Source organism: Candidatus Lernaella stagnicola, assembly GCA_030765525.1.
Classification (GTDB): Bacteria; Lernaellota; Lernaellaia; order Lernaellales; family Lernaellaceae; genus Lernaella; species Lernaella stagnicola.
The window spans coordinates 267,391-283,918 of the sequence record JAVCCK010000038.1 but is presented as its reverse complement, the minus strand read 5'-3'; the positions used below and the strand labels follow the sequence as shown (position 1 = coordinate 283,918).

The 16,528-nt window shown below is 59.8% G+C and carries 17 protein-coding genes; 1 reads left to right on the top strand and 16 read right to left on the bottom strand.

Annotated elements, in window-relative coordinates; genetic code table 11:
- Window positions 1–18: 18 nt before the first annotated feature.
- Genes P9L99_18290 through P9L99_18280 form a run of 3 tightly spaced genes read right to left on the bottom strand, consistent with a single transcriptional unit; the run spans window position 19 to window position 3,400 of the window.
- Window positions 19–798, bottom strand: a complete 780-nt coding sequence (locus P9L99_18290) for a hypothetical protein (protein ID MDP8225317.1) — start codon at window positions 796–798, stop codon at window positions 19–21.
- Window positions 798–1,862, bottom strand: a complete 1,065-nt coding sequence (locus tag P9L99_18285; protein ID MDP8225316.1) for a U32 family peptidase — start codon at window positions 1,860–1,862, stop codon at window positions 798–800. Before P9L99_18285 ends, P9L99_18290 begins: the two co-directional genes overlap by 1 nt.
- Before the next feature lie 56 nt (window positions 1,863–1,918).
- Window positions 1,919–3,400, bottom strand: a complete 1,482-nt coding sequence (locus tag P9L99_18280) for a class I adenylate-forming enzyme family protein (GenBank protein ID MDP8225315.1) — start codon at window positions 3,398–3,400, stop codon at window positions 1,919–1,921.
- 101 nt (window positions 3,401–3,501) lie between these two features.
- On the opposite strand from P9L99_18280, the gene P9L99_18275 reads away from it, so the two are divergent.
- Window positions 3,502–5,112, top strand: a complete 1,611-nt coding sequence (locus tag P9L99_18275; protein MDP8225314.1) for a hypothetical protein — start codon at window positions 3,502–3,504, stop codon at window positions 5,110–5,112.
- Between the two features lie 12 nt (window positions 5,113–5,124).
- Here the strand turns inward: P9L99_18275 and P9L99_18270 are convergent, their stop codons facing one another.
- The 13 genes from P9L99_18270 to P9L99_18210 all read right to left on the bottom strand — a co-directional run bounded on the left by P9L99_18270 (window position 5,125) and on the right by P9L99_18210 (window position 16,440).
- Window positions 5,125–5,916, bottom strand: a complete 792-nt coding sequence (locus P9L99_18270; protein MDP8225313.1) for an enoyl-CoA hydratase/isomerase family protein — start codon at window positions 5,914–5,916, stop codon at window positions 5,125–5,127.
- Between the two features lie 20 nt (window positions 5,917–5,936).
- The gene (locus tag P9L99_18265; GenBank protein ID MDP8225312.1) at window positions 5,937–6,428 is read right to left on the bottom strand and encodes a hypothetical protein; all 492 of its coding nucleotides are present in this window, start codon (window positions 6,426–6,428) and stop codon (window positions 5,937–5,939) included.
- A 251-nt stretch (window positions 6,429–6,679) separates the two neighbouring features.
- A complete protein-coding gene (locus P9L99_18260; protein ID MDP8225311.1) occupies window positions 6,680–7,045 on the bottom strand; it encodes a hypothetical protein in 366 nt (121 codons plus the stop codon).
- Between the two features lie 385 nt (window positions 7,046–7,430).
- On the bottom strand, window positions 7,431–9,425 hold the full coding sequence (locus P9L99_18255; protein MDP8225310.1) for a sulfatase-like hydrolase/transferase: 1,995 nt from the start codon (window positions 9,423–9,425) through the stop codon (window positions 7,431–7,433).
- 55 nt (window positions 9,426–9,480) lie between these two features.
- Entirely contained in the window at window positions 9,481–10,329 is an 849-nt protein-coding gene (locus P9L99_18250; GenBank protein MDP8225309.1) for a DUF3473 domain-containing protein, read from the bottom strand.
- The gene (locus tag P9L99_18245; GenBank protein MDP8225308.1) at window positions 10,326–10,850 is read right to left on the bottom strand and encodes a hypothetical protein; all 525 of its coding nucleotides are present in this window, start codon (window positions 10,848–10,850) and stop codon (window positions 10,326–10,328) included. Before P9L99_18245 ends, P9L99_18250 begins: the two co-directional genes overlap by 4 nt.
- Window positions 10,847–11,668, bottom strand: coding sequence for a metallophosphoesterase (locus P9L99_18240; GenBank protein MDP8225307.1), 822 nt, complete (start codon window positions 11,666–11,668; stop codon window positions 10,847–10,849). The genes P9L99_18245 and P9L99_18240 overlap by 4 nt, the downstream gene beginning before the upstream one ends.
- Window positions 11,665–13,209 (bottom strand): ABC transporter substrate-binding protein, encoded by a 1,545-nt coding sequence (locus P9L99_18235; protein MDP8225306.1) that lies wholly within the window; start codon window positions 13,207–13,209, stop codon window positions 11,665–11,667. Before P9L99_18235 ends, P9L99_18240 begins: the two co-directional genes overlap by 4 nt.
- The gene (locus P9L99_18230) at window positions 13,199–14,143 is read right to left on the bottom strand and encodes a hypothetical protein (protein ID MDP8225305.1); all 945 of its coding nucleotides are present in this window, start codon (window positions 14,141–14,143) and stop codon (window positions 13,199–13,201) included. The genes P9L99_18235 and P9L99_18230 overlap by 11 nt, the downstream gene beginning before the upstream one ends.
- 37 nt (window positions 14,144–14,180) lie before the next feature.
- On the bottom strand, window positions 14,181–14,606 hold the full coding sequence (locus P9L99_18225) for an SRPBCC family protein (GenBank protein MDP8225304.1): 426 nt from the start codon (window positions 14,604–14,606) through the stop codon (window positions 14,181–14,183).
- A 31-nt stretch (window positions 14,607–14,637) separates the two neighbouring features.
- Window positions 14,638–15,618 carry a site-2 protease family protein gene (locus P9L99_18220; protein ID MDP8225303.1) on the bottom strand — a complete coding sequence of 327 codons (981 nt, stop codon included), beginning with the start codon at window positions 15,616–15,618 and terminating at the stop codon, window positions 14,638–14,640.
- Between the two features lie 119 nt (window positions 15,619–15,737).
- Window positions 15,738–16,103 (bottom strand): TraR/DksA family transcriptional regulator, encoded by a 366-nt coding sequence (locus P9L99_18215; protein MDP8225302.1) that lies wholly within the window; start codon window positions 16,101–16,103, stop codon window positions 15,738–15,740.
- On the bottom strand, window positions 16,084–16,440 hold the full coding sequence (locus P9L99_18210) for a hypothetical protein (GenBank protein MDP8225301.1): 357 nt from the start codon (window positions 16,438–16,440) through the stop codon (window positions 16,084–16,086). The genes P9L99_18215 and P9L99_18210 overlap by 20 nt, the downstream gene beginning before the upstream one ends.
- Between the last annotated feature and the right edge of the window lie 88 nt (window positions 16,441–16,528).

Here is a 16,528-nt window from a genome sequence, read left to right as displayed (position 1 = left end):
GTTAGATTCGCGGCTGGTCTACATGGGCGGGCGGGGCTGAAAAACCAAGCGGTCGATGCCCAGTTGCTCGAGATTTTCCGGTACGCCGTCGTTCTCCACGAAAATCGTATTACCCACCAGGTGCAGCGTCGCGGGCATGTTGTCATGCTCGAGTGTGAATTGGTGTTTTTGGCAGGCGAAGTCGGTTTGGAAAATCGCCCGCAGCGATTGCGTGCGGTTCTCGCAATGGTTGACCAAACACAGGCGCGTCGTCGACACGTACATCCACGGCGTATAGAGGCTGGCCGGCACCGCCGGTCGCCGTTCCATCCCCTGCAGGGGATTGTCCAACTCAAAGCGCTCGACGCGCATTTGGCCCGTCAGAAAATCGCGCAGGTGGGGTACATCGACATTGGAGCGCCGGTAGTGCGACAGCATGTCCGGCGGCGTCACGTCCAGAACGTTGAGGATCCGCGGGCCGCGCTTCTGCTTGGTCAGCAAACGGCCCAGCACGACCGTCAGTCGTTCATGCTCGGTCGCCACCCAATCAAGCACGCCCCAATCGTTGACGATCACCTCGTCGCCGTCGCGCAGTTCCGGCAGCAAGTCGGCCAGCGCGGCCAGGCCCTCGTCGGTCACGTAGGGGGTCATCAGCGAAAACGACCAGCCGTGTTGCGCTGCGGCTTCGCGAGCTTGGCGCAACAGTGCAGGGGACGGAATGCGAAACTGGCAAAACTCGGCCCCGAAGTACAGGCGATCGTAGTGCTCGGTTTCGGCGTTGATTTCGTTCAGTCGCGTGACGTACAGGGCTCGTTCCATCATTCCGCCTCGGGGTAGTAGCAAAGGCCTTCGCAGTCGCCGCCGTAATGCGCGCGATGCAATTCAAGAATTTCCTCGCGGGGCGGGTCGTCGTCGAATCGTTCGGTCAGATCCAACAGGGCGCGCAGGAAACGGACGTCCTTGCGTTTCTTGGACGTCGGGTGGTTGCGCCCGACGATCTTCAGCGCATCGACGCCCGCGCGCTTAAAGGCCGGGATCGCGCAGGCCGCGCAATGATCCATCGCCGAGAAGAAGTTGAAGCTTTTGCGCACGTTCTGCTCGGTGCGGTGGCGCAGCTCGTCGGTCATTTCGCGCGGCGACACGTTGGTGACCTTGTAGGGCAGAAAGCAGGCGCTAATCGATCCGAAAAGCGATAAGTCGCTGGCGGTCCGCGTCATCCATTCCGGCAGTTTGCGCATGGCCTCCAACAGGTAATGATCGGCGCCGGCGTTTTTGAACATGTCCCACAGCCGGCCGACCTGCACTTCGTTTTCGCCGTGATGGAAGGTGCAGAAGCCGTCGATGTTTTTGCAGCCGCTGTTGAGCACGAACACGTCGGTCGGCACCGGCGCCAAGTCGCGGGTTAGCGAGCAGAGTTCATCGACGGTGTTGTGGCGCGGCAGCGTGACGCGGGATGCGCCCAGCCGAATGAAAAGCTCCGCCGCGCGTCGGTTGAAAATCGTCGCCCCGGTCGAGACGTGCAGTTCCAGCTTCGTCCCGCCTTCGGCCAGATGCAGGAACATGCCCAGGTCCGCCACGATCAGCGCCTTGACGCCCGCATCCTCGGCGTGCGCGACGATCTCGTCGATCATCTCGTACTGGGCCTCGGTGTAGAGCGCGTTGAGCGCCATGAAGACCGGCACGCCGCGGTCGTCGGCCAAGCGGATGGCGCGACCGAAATCGTCGTAATCCAGAAAATTGGATGACTTCCATTCGCGGCGGTTCGGGCTGGCCATGTTCGAATAACGGTCACGCCAGCCCGGCGGCATCACCCCGGCGTAGAAGCAAGTCGCGCCGTCCTCGATCAGGGCCTCGACTTCTTCGATGCGATTCAAAGGCGACATGATGTTCAACTGCGGGCCCTCCTGTCCCTACAGGATAGGGCCGCGAGGGGCGCCATTCAAGCGTCGGCATTGCCGGGAACGAAACGCTGTCGCAGGGCCGTTCGTTGCAACTTGCCCAGCGCGTTGCGCGGCAGGGCTTCGACCAGGAAAACCTTGCGCGGCAGCTTGTAGGCCGTCAGGATCGGTGCCAGCAACCGCCGCACCTCAGTGACCGTCGGCGGTTGCCCCGCCGGGACGACGGCCAACGCGGGCACTTCCCCCAAACGCGGGTCCGGATAACCGAAGGCCGCCACCTCGGCCACGCCGGGCAGGTGTTTCGCCGCGCCCTCGATTTCCATCGGCGCCACCTTGAGGCCGCCGACGTTAATCATTTCCGCCTTGCGACCTTTCAGGTAAAGCCAGCCCGCTTCATCGAGCCAACCCAAATCGCCGGTGAACAACCGGCCGTCGCGCAGCGCCAGCGCGGTCTGCTCGGGGTTGTCCACGTACCCGTGCATGAGCTGTGCGCCGGCAATCGTCACTTCCCCGATCTTACCGTGGGGCAAAGGATGACCGTCATCGTCGACCACCCGGATGTCGCATACCGTCGGTCGCCCTACGGTAGTTTCCGGCTCGCGGTCCAGCGGTCCGAACGCCACCCAACTGCTCGCTTCGGACAGGCCGTAGTTATTGGCGATGGGGCATTGGATGCGGTCGAACCACACCGCGCGGGCTTCGGCCGAAAGCGGCGCGCTGGCGCAGAAACCGAAGCGCAGCGACGGCGGCGGCGGCGCGTCAAGGCGAAGGAAAAAGTCGGCCATCACACCCAAAATGCCGGGCACGCCGGAGAAGTGATTGACCTCGTAGCGCCGTATCAAATCCCAAAGTCGCGGCGCCAAAAAGGGGCCGAAAGCGGGCGCGACGACCGTCGTTCCCGCACAAAATTGCGGCAAAATGACGGTCATCATCAGCCCATGGAGGTGGAAATGCGGCAAAATCGACATCATTACGCAGCCGTCTTCGAGGGGAAATACGTCAAACGTCGCTGCTACGCAGGCAAACATGCCGGCGTGAGTGTGTTGCACGCCCTTGGGCCGACCGGTGGTTCCCGAGGTGAATACGATCACCGAAAAGTCCGCCGGGTCGGTGATAACCGCTTCCGGCGGACGGCCCTCGTCGCGAAACTCGAAAAAAGTTTGTTGCAAACCCAACTTCGCCACTGAGTCCGGATGACCCGCGGCTGCGACCGGTTCGGCCAGGGCCACCGCGCCGGCCAGATCGGCGGGCGCCAGGTCCGGATTGAGCAGGGCCACGTTCAACCGCGCCATCCACGCACCGTACATCGCGGCGAAAAACTCACGGCTACGGTCGGCGGGCAGGGCGAGGACCTGCCCAGGCTGCAATCCCGCTTCTTGGAAACGGGCGGCGTAGGAGCCCGCCCAGGCGGCCCATTCACCGTACGTCATGCAACCTTCACCCTCGACAAAGCGCACCGCGGCGCGATCCGGATGGTTCGCGGCGTTGGCTGCGAGTAGGTGAACAAAGGTCGATGCGTGCATAGACGACTCTTTTATGATTTACTGTATTCGCGTTTAGAATAACCCAAACGTCGTGTATCTTCACCTTAGTATTAGCCCATTGTTCCGCAAGGGAGGATGAAATGAAAACCGTACGTTGGACGGTCATTTTTCTACTTTTAGCAGTGTTTAGTTGCGCCTTGTTCGCCGTAGGCTGCGGCGACGACGACGATGACGACAACGGCGATGACGACGAGGATCAGGCCGAGCAAATCGTGGCCGAAATCACCGCCATCATGAACGAAATCATCGAAGGCGCGATGGCGCGCACCGTCGATGGTCTTGAAAACAAAGTGTTTCCGCACATGAGTGAGAACTACGATTACGCCGGTTTCGACAAGCAGGCGTATATGGATGACGAACTGGAAACGCTGGACGAAAGCGAAGATGTCAGCGTCACCGAGTACGAGGCCACCGTCGAGGTGGAACTCGGCGACGATATGGATACGGCCGTCGTGACGGTAGAGAACCTGATCGACATATTGGTTTTGGACACGAACAATATCGGCTTTGATCTCCACGGCGACGCCGAAAACCACGGCATCAGCCATTTCGTGCTGGAAAGCGACGGCCAGTGGCGCGTGATTGGCGGCGAAGCCGTGTTCAGCAGTTGGTACAGCCGCGGCGGCGACCCCGATTTGGCCGTCGGCGGCATGGATACCATCGCCGTGTCCCCACAAGAGGCCGGTCCGGGCGAGAGTGTGCGCTTCACCGGCACGCTGACCTTACCGGAGGTGACCGGCGACCAAACGCTGCGTCTGCAAGCTAATCTCAACTGGCAGGACGAGCGAGCCAACGCGCAAGTATGGTGGTGGTCGGAAGAGTGCGTGCTGGAAGAGGACTTGACCGAATTCGCAGGTCAGAGCTACGAACTGGACGTCGTGCTTCCCGCCGATGGCGAGCCGGACGGGTTGAGCATTCCGACCACGTTGCCCCTCGGAAAGGACGCCATCGAGGCGACGGTCACCCTGGCGGTCACGGATGAAACGGACGCGTACCGCTACGATGCGTATTCCGTTTCACTACCTTTCCAACCGTTGGACAATGGCGATCCGTGCCAGGAGGGGCCAACCGCGGGCCTCGACGGCTTATGGAAGGCGGAAGCCAGCACAGAGACCGAGGGTAAAGCAACCGTGTGGTTTTATCAGGCAATCGATTTTGCGTTGGTCGGCGACCAGGTGTACGGCACGTTGGTTTATTCCGTTTTTGATACCGTGACCGAAGCGTGGCTACCGATCGGCATTGAGATTACCGGCGTCTTGGACGGCGATTGGCTTCACGCCGGTTACGAGACGGAGGGCTTTAGCTACGAAATTGACGCCCGTTTCGACGGCATGCAACTGGTTGACGGGACGCTCACGATTACCGACGAAAGCAATACTGTTTTCTTCGATTTCACTGCTGAGAAAATGCATAACCGCTGCCAGGGCTTGCGCATCGAAAATCTCGACGGCGTGCAGCTTAGTGTGTCGGCCGGCGAAACGGTTCAAGTCTTCGATATTATCGACGTGGACGGCATCGAGATGAGCTTGGTTACCGACGGCTGGATGATGGACGGCTACGCCATGCGCAATATGATCATCGCCGTATCCGATATCGGTTGGATGACGCTGGCGTTCTACAACGACGCGGAAGGGTGGGTGCGCCTGTCAAATGGGGCCGACCCGGTAGAGGGCACGTTCGTCGTGCTGTAGGCGGCGCGGCGGCTACTCGCCTTTCCACTTCGGGTCGCGTTTTTCCATGCGGGCCATTACGCCCTCGCGGAAATCTTCCGTACCGAACAAGGTGGACTGAGCCAGACCCTCGATCTGTTGCGACGTGTGGATGTCCAGATCGTACGCGCGTTCAAGCACCAACTTGGACAGGCCCACCGCCAAGGGCGCGCCTTTCTCGAGTTCGGCGTGCCACTGCAGCGCCCGCGCGAGACCCTGGCCGGAATCGACCAGTTCGTTGACCAGCCCCCAAGCCAGCGCCGTGTCGGCGTCGATGTTCTTGCCGGTCATGATCAATTCTTTGGCGCGCGGCAAGCCGATGGTCCGCACCAGTCGCGTCGATCCGCCGACATCGGGAATCAACCCGACGCGCACTTCGCCGATGTGAATATCGGTTCCGACTTCCGCGATCCGAAAATCGCACGCCAACGCCATCTCCAGCGCCATGCCGAGACAATGGCCGTGCAGAACCGCCAGCACCGGCTTTTCCAGCCGCGCCAGCTTGTTGTGCAATTCCTGCAGGCGTTGCGCCAGGCGACGGAAATCGGCATGGCGGGCGTTCATTCCCGCCGCGGCCAGCGACATCAGGTCGATGCCGGCGCTGAACGAGGCTCCTTCGCCGGTAATAATGAGCGAACGGATTTCTTTGGTCGTGGCCGCGTGTTCGATGGCGGCATCCAACTCTTCGAGTAATTCCAAGCTGAGCGCGTTGCGCTTTTCCGGACGATTGAACGACAGAATGCGGGCCGAGCCTTCATCCCGCACCAGCAGCAAGCTATCCGACATTGGTTTCTCCTGAAAGGGAACTAATCGAGTACTTCCAAAGCCGATTTCGCGGCCTTTTTGATCTTCATTTTGCCGGTCATCGCCAACATTTTCAGTTGGGCGACAATGTTGCGCTTCTCGGTGTCTCCCATCGAATCGGCTTGCGCCGCCAACGCCTCGATGGCCGGGATGGCTACGGCGTTCTTTTTGGCGTCACTGAGCAACAGATGAATGTGCCAATCATCGGTGAGGCCGAATTCTTCAAGAAATGCGAGCGCCAGGTCGTCGAAGGCCGGTGACCCCTTGGCTTTGACCAATTTCTGCTCGGCCTTTTGTTGCTCGGCGCTCTTTTTTGGTTTGAACACTTCCTCGGCGGCGCGTTTTGCCATGCCGCGCGCCCAGGCCTGTTGCTTTTTCGTGCCGTGGAACTCGCTGGGTTCGTCGCGGTGATGACCGGGCTTTTCTCGTTTTTGATCGATTTCGCGCCATGAAGGACGGTCTTCGTCGTTCCAACTGCGTTCGTCGTCGGACATGTTCGACCTCCGTTTCGGGAACACTATCAGCATAACCGTTGCCGCCGGATTGGCAAGCGATCAGCGGGGAATCGTTTGGTTTTGCGCCGGCCTTGGTGTGGCCGCTGAGTCCACACCGTTTCGCTCCGGAATCAGGTCGCAGTCTCAACAGTCAAGATTAAATGAAACGCGCCGCCGTTGGAGCAAGTCGGGCCCAAAAAAAACCCCCAGGCTTTCGCCCAGGGGCTTTCTCTTACGATTCGCTTAATGAATTAGGCGAACAGGTCGGCTAGGCAGTCACCGATCGCATCGCAATCGCCAGTGCTTTCGTCGATGCAATTGAAAATATCGGAACCTTCGGCGTAGTCAGCAGCGCCTTCTTCACAAGCCGCGATGACACTGGCCAATTCGATTTCGACATCGTCTACATCGTAGAAGACGAATTCGCAGTCCACGTACAGTTCGGTGTACGCGGTGGCGCAAGCAGACGCGCCGCCGGTGTCGTCGTCGCCACCAGCCGTGTCGTCGTCGCCAGCCGTGTCGTCGTCGTCGTCGTCGTCGTCGCCGCAGGCAACTACGATGCCAAGGCTCAGCACCAAGCTAAACACGATGGCCAGCAAGAAGAGTTTATTGGTCATGATACATATCCTCCTTAACGTGTTCTCGGGAAACAATGAATTTGTGAACGAACAACCTCGCTGACTCCCACTCGGGGAGCCAATTGTTTCTGCAAATAGCACACAGCAAATCCAGCGGTCAAGTTAAAAATGAAAAACCTCGTAGTCGATGATATGCCTATTAACACTCGCCTTTTTTGGTCTCATCGGCGTAAGCTGTTGATAATAAGGCGTTTTCGGAGGGACAGGGTGGGTGGATGCGAAAAGTGTAAGGTTATCATGAAGTTAAGCGTTTTATCTTGAGAAATTTCATGAAATTTTTCGTACTTGTGAGGAAGCGGGTGATGGGCGGATTTATCAATCGTCTCAACAAGCGGAAGAGGCTCCCGCTTCGCCGAGACGAACGCTAGTTCAAATAACCTAAGGAACGAAGCCGTTCAAGCTCTTCAGCAGTTAACTCCCTGGAAATACCGAGCTTTTCTCCCAGTCCCCATTCGGATTCGATGCGTCCGAGTTGCTCGTTTAGTCGGTTGCGAAGCATCTCACGCATTTTCGGCCGGCTTTCTGCGAGGTTGTTCCGTTCGTTCGGATCGCTCGTCAGGTCATACGCCTCCTCCGCGTGGTCGACAACCAGGCCATGCCCGAAATCGAGATGCACCGGCGTAAGGAATTTGTGCTCGCCGGTCCGCAACGCGTAGCGCAAATTGCCGCTCATGGCTGTTTCGGCCAGCATCGGCACCGCGTCGACGCTGCCGGCGGCGGCGGCAAAAGTAAGATCGCGACCGCCCAGGCCGTAACGGGCGGGATCAATACCCGTCAGGCCCAACACCGTGGGGAAGATATCCAGCGTTTGCACCTGCCCTTTTACACGCACGCCGCTGGGCAGGAGATGGGGGAAGCGCATCAGCAGCGGCACCCGCAAGGCCTCGTCATAGAGGGTCAATCCGTGTCCGAACAATCCGTGCTCGAGGAATTCTTCGCCGTGGTCGGAAGTCACGACGATGATCGTGCGCATGTCCATGCCCCGTTCGACCAGATACAAAAAGAGGCGGCCGAGTTGGGTGTCGACATCGTGCACTTCGCCGTCGTACATCGCGCGGCAATATTGGTTGAAGTGCTCGGGACCGCGCACGACCTTGAGAGCAAAGCGGGCGTAATCCGTTGTGTCCAAAAGATCGCGCAACGCCGGATCCACTCGTTGCGGCCAAAGGCGTCTGGCGGTTCGATATTCCGGCTCGTAGGGCCAGTGGGCATCGTATAGGTGCAAAAACAAAAAGAATTTTTGCTGCTGCCGCTCGTCGATATAGGCAATGGCCTTATCCACGATGTCGGTGGCGGGCTGGTGATCTTCGTAGTCGAAATGCTCGAATCCCTGGCCGAAGCCGTAGACTTTATCCAGCAAGATGTAGCTGACGATCGCCCCGGTGTCGTAGCCGTGCTCACGCAGCACTTCGGCCAAGGTCAATGCTTTCGAACTGAGGCGGTCGGTGACCTTGAGCAAGCCCAGTGCGGTGGGTTGCACCCCGGCGAGCATGGCCCCGTGGCCGGGCAGGGTCCAACTTGTGTTGCTGACTGCCTCCTCAAACAACACGCCATTGGCCGCCAGCTTGTCCATCACCGGTGTGTTGTCGGGACCGCCGTAGCACCCCAATCCATCGGCGCGCACGGTATCGAGACTGACGAGAATCACGTTCGGCTGTGGCGCGCGATTGGTGGCTTTCGCCAGCAGATCGCCCATGTTGAGCGGTACGACCAGCGCCGCGACAATCGACATCGACGCCACAGCCCGCACAGGCCAGCGGGAGGCGGTGCTCTCGCTGCGTGGTTTCCGCCGCGCGAACCGTCGTCCCAATCCGGCCACGCTGCGGTCGAACCAAGTGGCGAATATCGCCGCGAGGAAAAACGACGGCCATAGCCAACCGGCTTTCTCCACGAGGTTTTGCGCCATCCACCGCAGGTCCAGCGAACTCAGGAAGCGATCCAGCAAAAAGCTTCCTAAGTCTTCATTCTGGCGGATGAACTCCGGCAACTTGTGCGTTTCCAAGTGGAAGGTCGAAACCGCGAGATCTGTCGCCAACCAGGCGATCAGCATGAATACGGGATAAAAAAGGTGAAAGCCGACCGCGGCGCGCAGCGAGGCCGCCAACGACCGCCCGCGAACGAGTTGCAGTCCGGAAAGAAGGATCATGAACACGGCCAGTGAAAACGCGCCGTACACAGCCAAATTCATCGTGTGAGTCGTCATGTGCAGCGCCGTACGCCACAAGCCGTGACCGAGGTCTCCGCTCTCCGTAACGCGCCAGATCGCGGCGATTACCCCCACCACAAAGCCCGCCACGAGCATGACGGGAATCACACCCAACAGGCGCTTGGCATTGTGCGTGAGGTTTCCGACTTCCAAGGAGTCTCCCCTGTGGTTCGCGACGCGTTAGTGTAGCGGCAAGGCGCCCCGGCGATCAATCGGCGAGCGGCAGAAGATCGCGCGCCGGACCAAACGAAAACTCGCGCAACAGGCGGTGGATTTTTCGTTCGAACCCGCGCAGTCCAAAGTAATGCTTGAAGCTTTCCATGGGACCGGCGGGGACGCGTTTTTGGTCTGGGACGATTTCCCACGGGTGAAAAAATAGGACAAAGGGCAGACCTTGACGCAAATGCCAGTCGCGGACGCCGGCGCGAATCAGGAACCACGGCGCCGCCCGAAACGGCCCACCGCCGGAGAAGGGCAACCGCTTTCCCAACACTTCCAGGCGCGCCAGGGGCAGTTCGACCAGGGACCCGGCGGGTCGTTGCAGGCGAATCGGGCGCCGGTCTACGCCTAGGAAGCCGATCGGCATCTTTTTGCGGCCGGGAAAGATACTCGAGTCGTAGGTGAAACCCTCTTCGATCAGCACATCGATTGCCCATTCCGTGGCCGCGTTGATCGTGAAGCTCGGCGCCCGGTAGCCATTCACGGCGACGCCCGCTTGATCTTCCAGCAACGCCTTGGCGCGGCGGATGTCATCCCGGAACTGCCGGGGCGACAGTGCGTGCAGGCACTCGTGGTTAAAACCGTGACAGGCCACTTCGTGACCGGCGGCGACCAGGCGCGGCACGAGGTCGGGATGATGCTGGGCCATCCAACCCAGGACGAAAAACGTGCCGGTGACTTTGTAGCGCGCGAGCGTGTCGATGATGCGCCGGACGGCATCGGGCGCGGTGGGCGACATGTTCGCCCATTGGTCGCGGGCGATCACGGCCTCGAAATTACTGACGTGGAAGTAATCCTCCACGTCGACGGTCAGGGCGTTGGGGATCGGTTTGCTCATCGGCTCAGTCGCACTCCATCGAGGTAACAGGTCACGCGGCGGTCGCTGTGTTTCAAGTAGAATAGTATACGGTCCATCGCCGAAAGGTCGAGACGCCGCCCGCCGTTTCCCCGCTCGATCCGTTCCAGGGGCACGCGCACGTGCTGCGGCTTGCCGGTCAGCGGCACGGTCAGCGTGAAGCGATCGGCGAAGCGCTCCGAATCGCCCTGATCGTCAATGCGAATGAACAACTCGCCGCCGGGCAGTTCGGGCAGGGATAGATCCACTTCGAAATAACGGTAGCCGCGCCAATCGGCCGGCACGTCGCGCAATTCCAGCGTTGGGTATTCGCCCGGCGGCATCTCGACTGCCAGCCCCTGCCCGCCGTGCGTGGCGAAGCTAGTCGTGCGTTCGATCCAGTAAGGGCAGCGCCAGGTGAGCGCGTCGAGGTCGGCGTCGGTTTCGAAGCTGTTGATCATCAGCGTATCGCCGCGGCAACCCGCGAGCAGCACCAGCAACAGCAGCGGCCACCATTTCCTCATCGCCGGCCCTCCATCACGACGACCTCCGGCGGACAGCCCAGGCGCAGCGGTAGAATACTTTCGCCGATCCCCCGCGACACAAACAGGGGCACACCGTCCACCTGGTAACGGCCGTAGGCATAGGGCATATCCCCATGGATGCCGAGTGCGGAAATCAACGCCGCCACTCCGATAATCTGTCCCCCATGGGTGTCGCCGGCGAGGATCATGTCCGGATGATACGGCGCCACAACCCGGGCGACTGCCGGATAGTGACCGAGCACCAAAGTGGGCAGGTCGGCGGCAATCGTTTCGCGGCAGATTTGCGACCAGCCGCTGTCGTCCTCGCCGTCCAAACCGACCAGCAGCACCTTGCCTTCGGCGATGGTCAGCGCTTCGTTGCGCAGGAAGGTGAGCGGCAGGTCGGTGCGTAGTTGGCGCGATTGCGGCAGGTGACAATACGCGCAATTACGCACCCGCCCCATGTAATCGCTGTCGCCCAGCACCGCGAAGGTCCCTGCCGTGGGCGGCAGTCTTTTCAGAAACGCGACGACCGGCTCGACGGGTCTCTCGTACCAAACCAGGTCGCCGCCGATCAGTAGATAGTCGGGCTTCAGCTTTTCAAGCAGGGCCAGCAATGACCGCTGTTTGCGCCAATCCTTCGTGATGTGCAGGTCCGAAATCAGCACGATGCGTTTGCCGGTGAAAGCTTCGGCCAGGCGTGGGGGCAGTTCGACGTGGGTCACGGTGAGTCGGCGCGGTTCGATCTGCCACGCGTAGAGCAGTAACGCCAACCCCAGGGCTGCCAGGATACCTAGTATCGGCGCGCGTTTTTTCACGGGACTAGTTCGGCTCCTGCCAGGCTGAGGTAGTCGCCGCCGGGCCGGATGAAAAACCCGCGCAGGCGGTTGGTGTGCACGACCACGTTATCCGCCCACCATAAGCTCACGTACACGCAGTCGGCGGCAAGCTGTTTTTGCACTCGCGAAAACTGTTCGCGGCGCTTGTCTCGATCAGGCTCGCGGCGCGTGTCCTCGAGCCATCGGTCGACTTGCGCGTTGACGTATCGGCCGCGGTTGGCGCCGCGCGGCGGCTGCATCGACGAATGAAAAATGTAATGCAGGATATCCGGGTCGGTCACGCCCACCCACGTGAGCGTGTAGGTCTGGAAATTGCCGCTTTTGATGTCTTGGAAAAACGTTCCCCACTCCAGGCTGCGCCGCTCGAAGCCGATCCCCACTTCACTCAGTTGCTGCGCCATGACCTCGGCGATGCGCATACGCAACTTGTTGGTGCTCGTCTTGTAGGACAAGGTGAAGCGCAACGCCGGGCCGTCGCCGTCGGGATCGGGAAAACCGGCTTCGTCGAGGAGCCGCTTGGCGCGGGCGGGATCGTAGGGATAAGTCGGCACGTCCGGCTCATACGCCCAGTTGCTCGGGGCGAGCAATCCGGTCGCGGGTCGGGCCATCCCGAACATCAGCGAGTCGATGATCTGATGTCGGTCGATGGCGTGCGCGACGGCCTGCCGCACCTTGATCTTGTCGACCAAACCGCGCTTGTCCTGCAGGTTGAAGCCCAGGTAGCTGTAGTTGACGCCGGTTTCGCGGATCACCCGGCGGCCCGGTAGCTCGGACAGAAATTTCACGGCAAAGGGCGGCACGGCGTTTTGCACCAGGTCGACATCGCCCTTGCGGATGCGCAGCAAGCGCGTGGTGTCGTTGCCGATCACGCGAAATTCGATTCTTGGAATGCGCGCTTTGCCTTTGCGGTAATTTTCGGAGGCTTCCAATACCACGAGTTCGCCGCGGCGAAATTCCGTCAGCTTGTAGGGCCCGGAACCCACCGGGTCGTCGGCCAACGAGTCAGGCGTGAGGCGATGGGCGGGCACCAGGGGCCGGGTCATCTTGTCCAGAAAGGGCGCGAAGACCTCGTCGAGATGCAGGATAACGGTTCGGTCGTCCGGCGTATCGATGCTCGTGATGCGGCGGAAGGTGTCCTGCACCGGGCACTTGTTTTCCGGATCGGCCAGAAACCGGAAATTGGTGGCCACGTCCCGACTGGTGATCGGTTGCCCGTCCTGCCACGCCAGACCCTCGCGCAACCGGAATCGATACGTGCGCTCGTCGAGGATTTCGTAGCTTTCGGCCAGCGCCGGCTCGACACTGCCGTCGGCCGCGGCGGCCAACAAGCCCTCGTACACGAGTGCCAGAATGCGCACGGAGTAGGCGTCGGTGGCGAAACGCGGGTCAAGATTGGTCGGGTTGCCTTCCAAAGCGATACGCAAGGTGTCGGCGGGCGGCGGGGGGCTGCCGGCGCAGGCGGAAAAAACGAATAAGAGAAGGAAAAGACAGCCCGCGAAAACGGCGGTTTTATAAGCCATGAGCCAGGTTTTGGTTTTCCAGTTCTTCGAGTTGGGCTTCCTTGGCTTCAATGCGGCGTTCGAACTTGTCGTGCAGGTCTTTCAAGTCGTCGTCGTCCGGTTCGCTTTTCCGCAACCTCCCGCAAATGATCGCGGCCTCGTCCAGAAGGCTGAGCTCCAATTCGATTTGCGCGACGAGCGCGGCCGCGGAAAGATCTTTGATGCTGCGGTCGATGATGTCCTGGCGCAACGCGCTTTTCTTTTTGCCGCGCTTTTTCTTCTTGCCTTTTTTGCGAGTTTCGGATTGCGCGTCGGCCACGAGTTGGTTGGCCGAGGCGTCGATGGCGCCTTCGATACTCTCCAGGCCGTCGAGTGCGGCGTCGGTGGCGCGCTGATGCGCCTCGCGATCGTATTCGATGTCGGATTCTTCGGAGATGATGCTTTCGATGTCGACCACTGCCTTGCGTTCGGCGAGTTCGAAGATATCGACGTCGTCGGGGTCTTCGCCGCGAGCGACGGCTTCTTCGCGCCGCGTTTCGCGCTCGAGTTCGCGCTGCAACTGCGTGCGGATATTGCGCATCTCGAAATCGAAAGGATCCTGCTTGATGATCCATTCGAGTAGTTCTTCGGTGCGCTCGCGTTCGCCGCGTCGGGCGTACAGACGCACCAGGGCTTTGCATAAGCCGAGGTTGTCGCCGATGACTTCGTGGACTTTTTCCAGTTGCTGCTTGGCTTCGTCGAGGCGGTTTTGGCGCAGGTAGATCCGCCCCAACACCTCGTTGCAGGCCAAGTACCGCGGGAAGAGCTCGAGGCCGACCAGGCAGATGTCGGTTCCATCTTCCAGCAAACCGACTTTGCGGTAGCCGTCGCCGAGCGGTGCGTACAACTTGGCATAGGGGTTTTTCTTGAGCTTTTTGGTGAACTTCAGAATGTTGCGCAATACCTGCTCGTTCATAACCCGACCTGTATCAGCGAAGGTGATCGATCTTGGCTTAGTTTAAGCTTTCGATCCGTTTCTTGAAAGCTTCAAGCAGTTTCGGCAGTTGTTGTTCCTGCAGCATCTTCACGACGCTGCCGGGCACCATCAGGCCGAATTCGATGTCGATATCGTACGTGCATTCGGTGCGGCCGTCGCCCAGGTCGCGGAGCGTCCACAGGCCGTCGTTTTTCTTGAAAAAGCCCTTCACGAGTTTCCAACTCATCGAAGCGCCGGGCGTGCCGTGCAAATCGATTGTGTATTTGATTTCCTTGACGATGCGAACGGTAAACTCAGCCCGCACGAAATCATCCCGGTGGTCCAGGATCTTCGCCCGCTGCAGTTCGGACAAAAACTCCGGATGCGATTCGCAGTCCCAAATTACGTCGTAACAGGCTTGCGGTGAAGCGTTAATCACGATGGATCGGCTTGTCTTAGGCATGCGCGCACCTCCCAGAATGCAAAACGACTCGTTACATCACAACGGTTATCGGCATGGGGATAAACGTCCCCACCAAAACCACCAAGGAAAGCAACCCCACGGCCCAGCGCCAAAGAGACAACGGCCGCCCCGGGTCGGCGATCGGCGGGTGGTCCAGCCCGAAGGCAAACACCAGCATTCCCCAGACCAGCCACATTGTGCTGGCCGAACCCGCGCCGGCGACCATCTGTACGAGCACATACAGCAGCACCGGGCCAATCAAGAGTGTTCTCGCCACTTTACGACGCATGGTCCACAAACTCAAGACGAATGCCCATACCGGCAATCCGAAGAGGAAGGGATAGGCCCACCAATCCTCGAGCAACGGGTCGCCCCATGCGCCCCAGGTGATCAGGCAGACGAACACCATGCGGGAAATCCAACGGTGCCGCCGGCCGAATAAAGCGTGCACGATGTGCCCGCCGTCGAGCTGACCGGCCATGAGCAAATTCAACGAGGTGACGAAAAGCCCCAGCCACCCCGCCAAGGCCATCGGATGCATCGTTATACCCGAGCCCTCGGGTATCGGACCGAGAATGGCCAGCCGCATCAGCCAGAAGAATAACGATTCGCCGAATTCCAGCGACCCTTCGGCGGCCGAGACGGGCTCCACCCGACTCAGCGCGATACCCACCGCCGACCAAAGCAACGCAAACACGACTCCGGCCAACGGACCCGCCGCGCCCACGTCCAACAACTTGGCGCGCTTGCGAATCGCCGAGCGGATGCGGATAAACGCCCCGAAGGTGCCGATGGCGATGGGAAAGGGCGGGGCAGGGATGAACATCGGCAACGTGGCGTCGAGGCCGTGGTGGCGGCACGCCAGGTAGTGGCCCATTTCGTGGGCAATCAACATCGAGAGCAGCGCCGCCGGGAACGTAAAGGCGTCCATGATAGTGGATACGGTGGCTTCACCGCCGTAGGTCAGGGCCAAGCCGGAGAGTAAGGTTGTGGCGAACGTGGCCACGAGCATGCCCAGATAGAACCGCGGATGGCGGTGCGGGGGATTGGCCTTTATTCGTGAAATAAGGGGTTGCGGCGGAGATTCGCCGGCTGCGGTCACAGGCGGGAAAGGATCGCGATGCTGGTCATTCAGTCGGCGTATCCTTTCTCGATTTTCTCACGTTCCTGCTTGCAACGAATACAATATTGAGCAACCGGGCGCGCTTTGAGGCGTTTGACGCTGATGTTCTCTCCGCATTCTTCACAGATGCCGAAAGTGTCTTCCTCGAATTTTAACAGCGTCCGCTCGATTTTACTCAGCAGCATTGATTCGCGGTCGCGCAGGCGCAAATTGATTGTCTGATCGGTCTCAGAACTGGCTACGTCGCCCTCGTCGTTGAGGTCGTCCATATTTGGATTCGTGATGCTCTCCATGGTGCGTTTGGCGTTGGCCAAGATACGGTCGCGATCCTGCAAGAGCTTGCGTTTGATCTCCTCAAGTTCCCGCTTTCTCATCATTCTTCCTTTCCTGCCCGTTCGGTTCGACCGGCTCGAGAAGCTCCCGGATTGCGGGAGGTAGAAACACGTCGTCGAATCGAAACGTCGATAATTCGCGCGCCAAGGCGGCGACTCGTTCCTTTATCGACAATCGGCGATCAACAATGATGGTGTCTACGCCGCGAATCCTGCAAACACCGCTTGTACTTTTTATATCGCCGGTTGCCAGCTTGTCATATCGTACTACCACGCCGACTGCTGCCGCCGCTTGCTCCAATGCGTCCAGCAAGATCTGCTCTTTGGACATTTCGCCGTTACCGGCGTTGTTTTTCAGTTTGGCAGAAGCTTGCGCCATTCAATCTGACCCTTCGATCCTTCAGAAAAGGCGTAGTTATATAAACCAGACGGAACACCATTGCAAGGGGTCTCTCGCACGAAAAAGC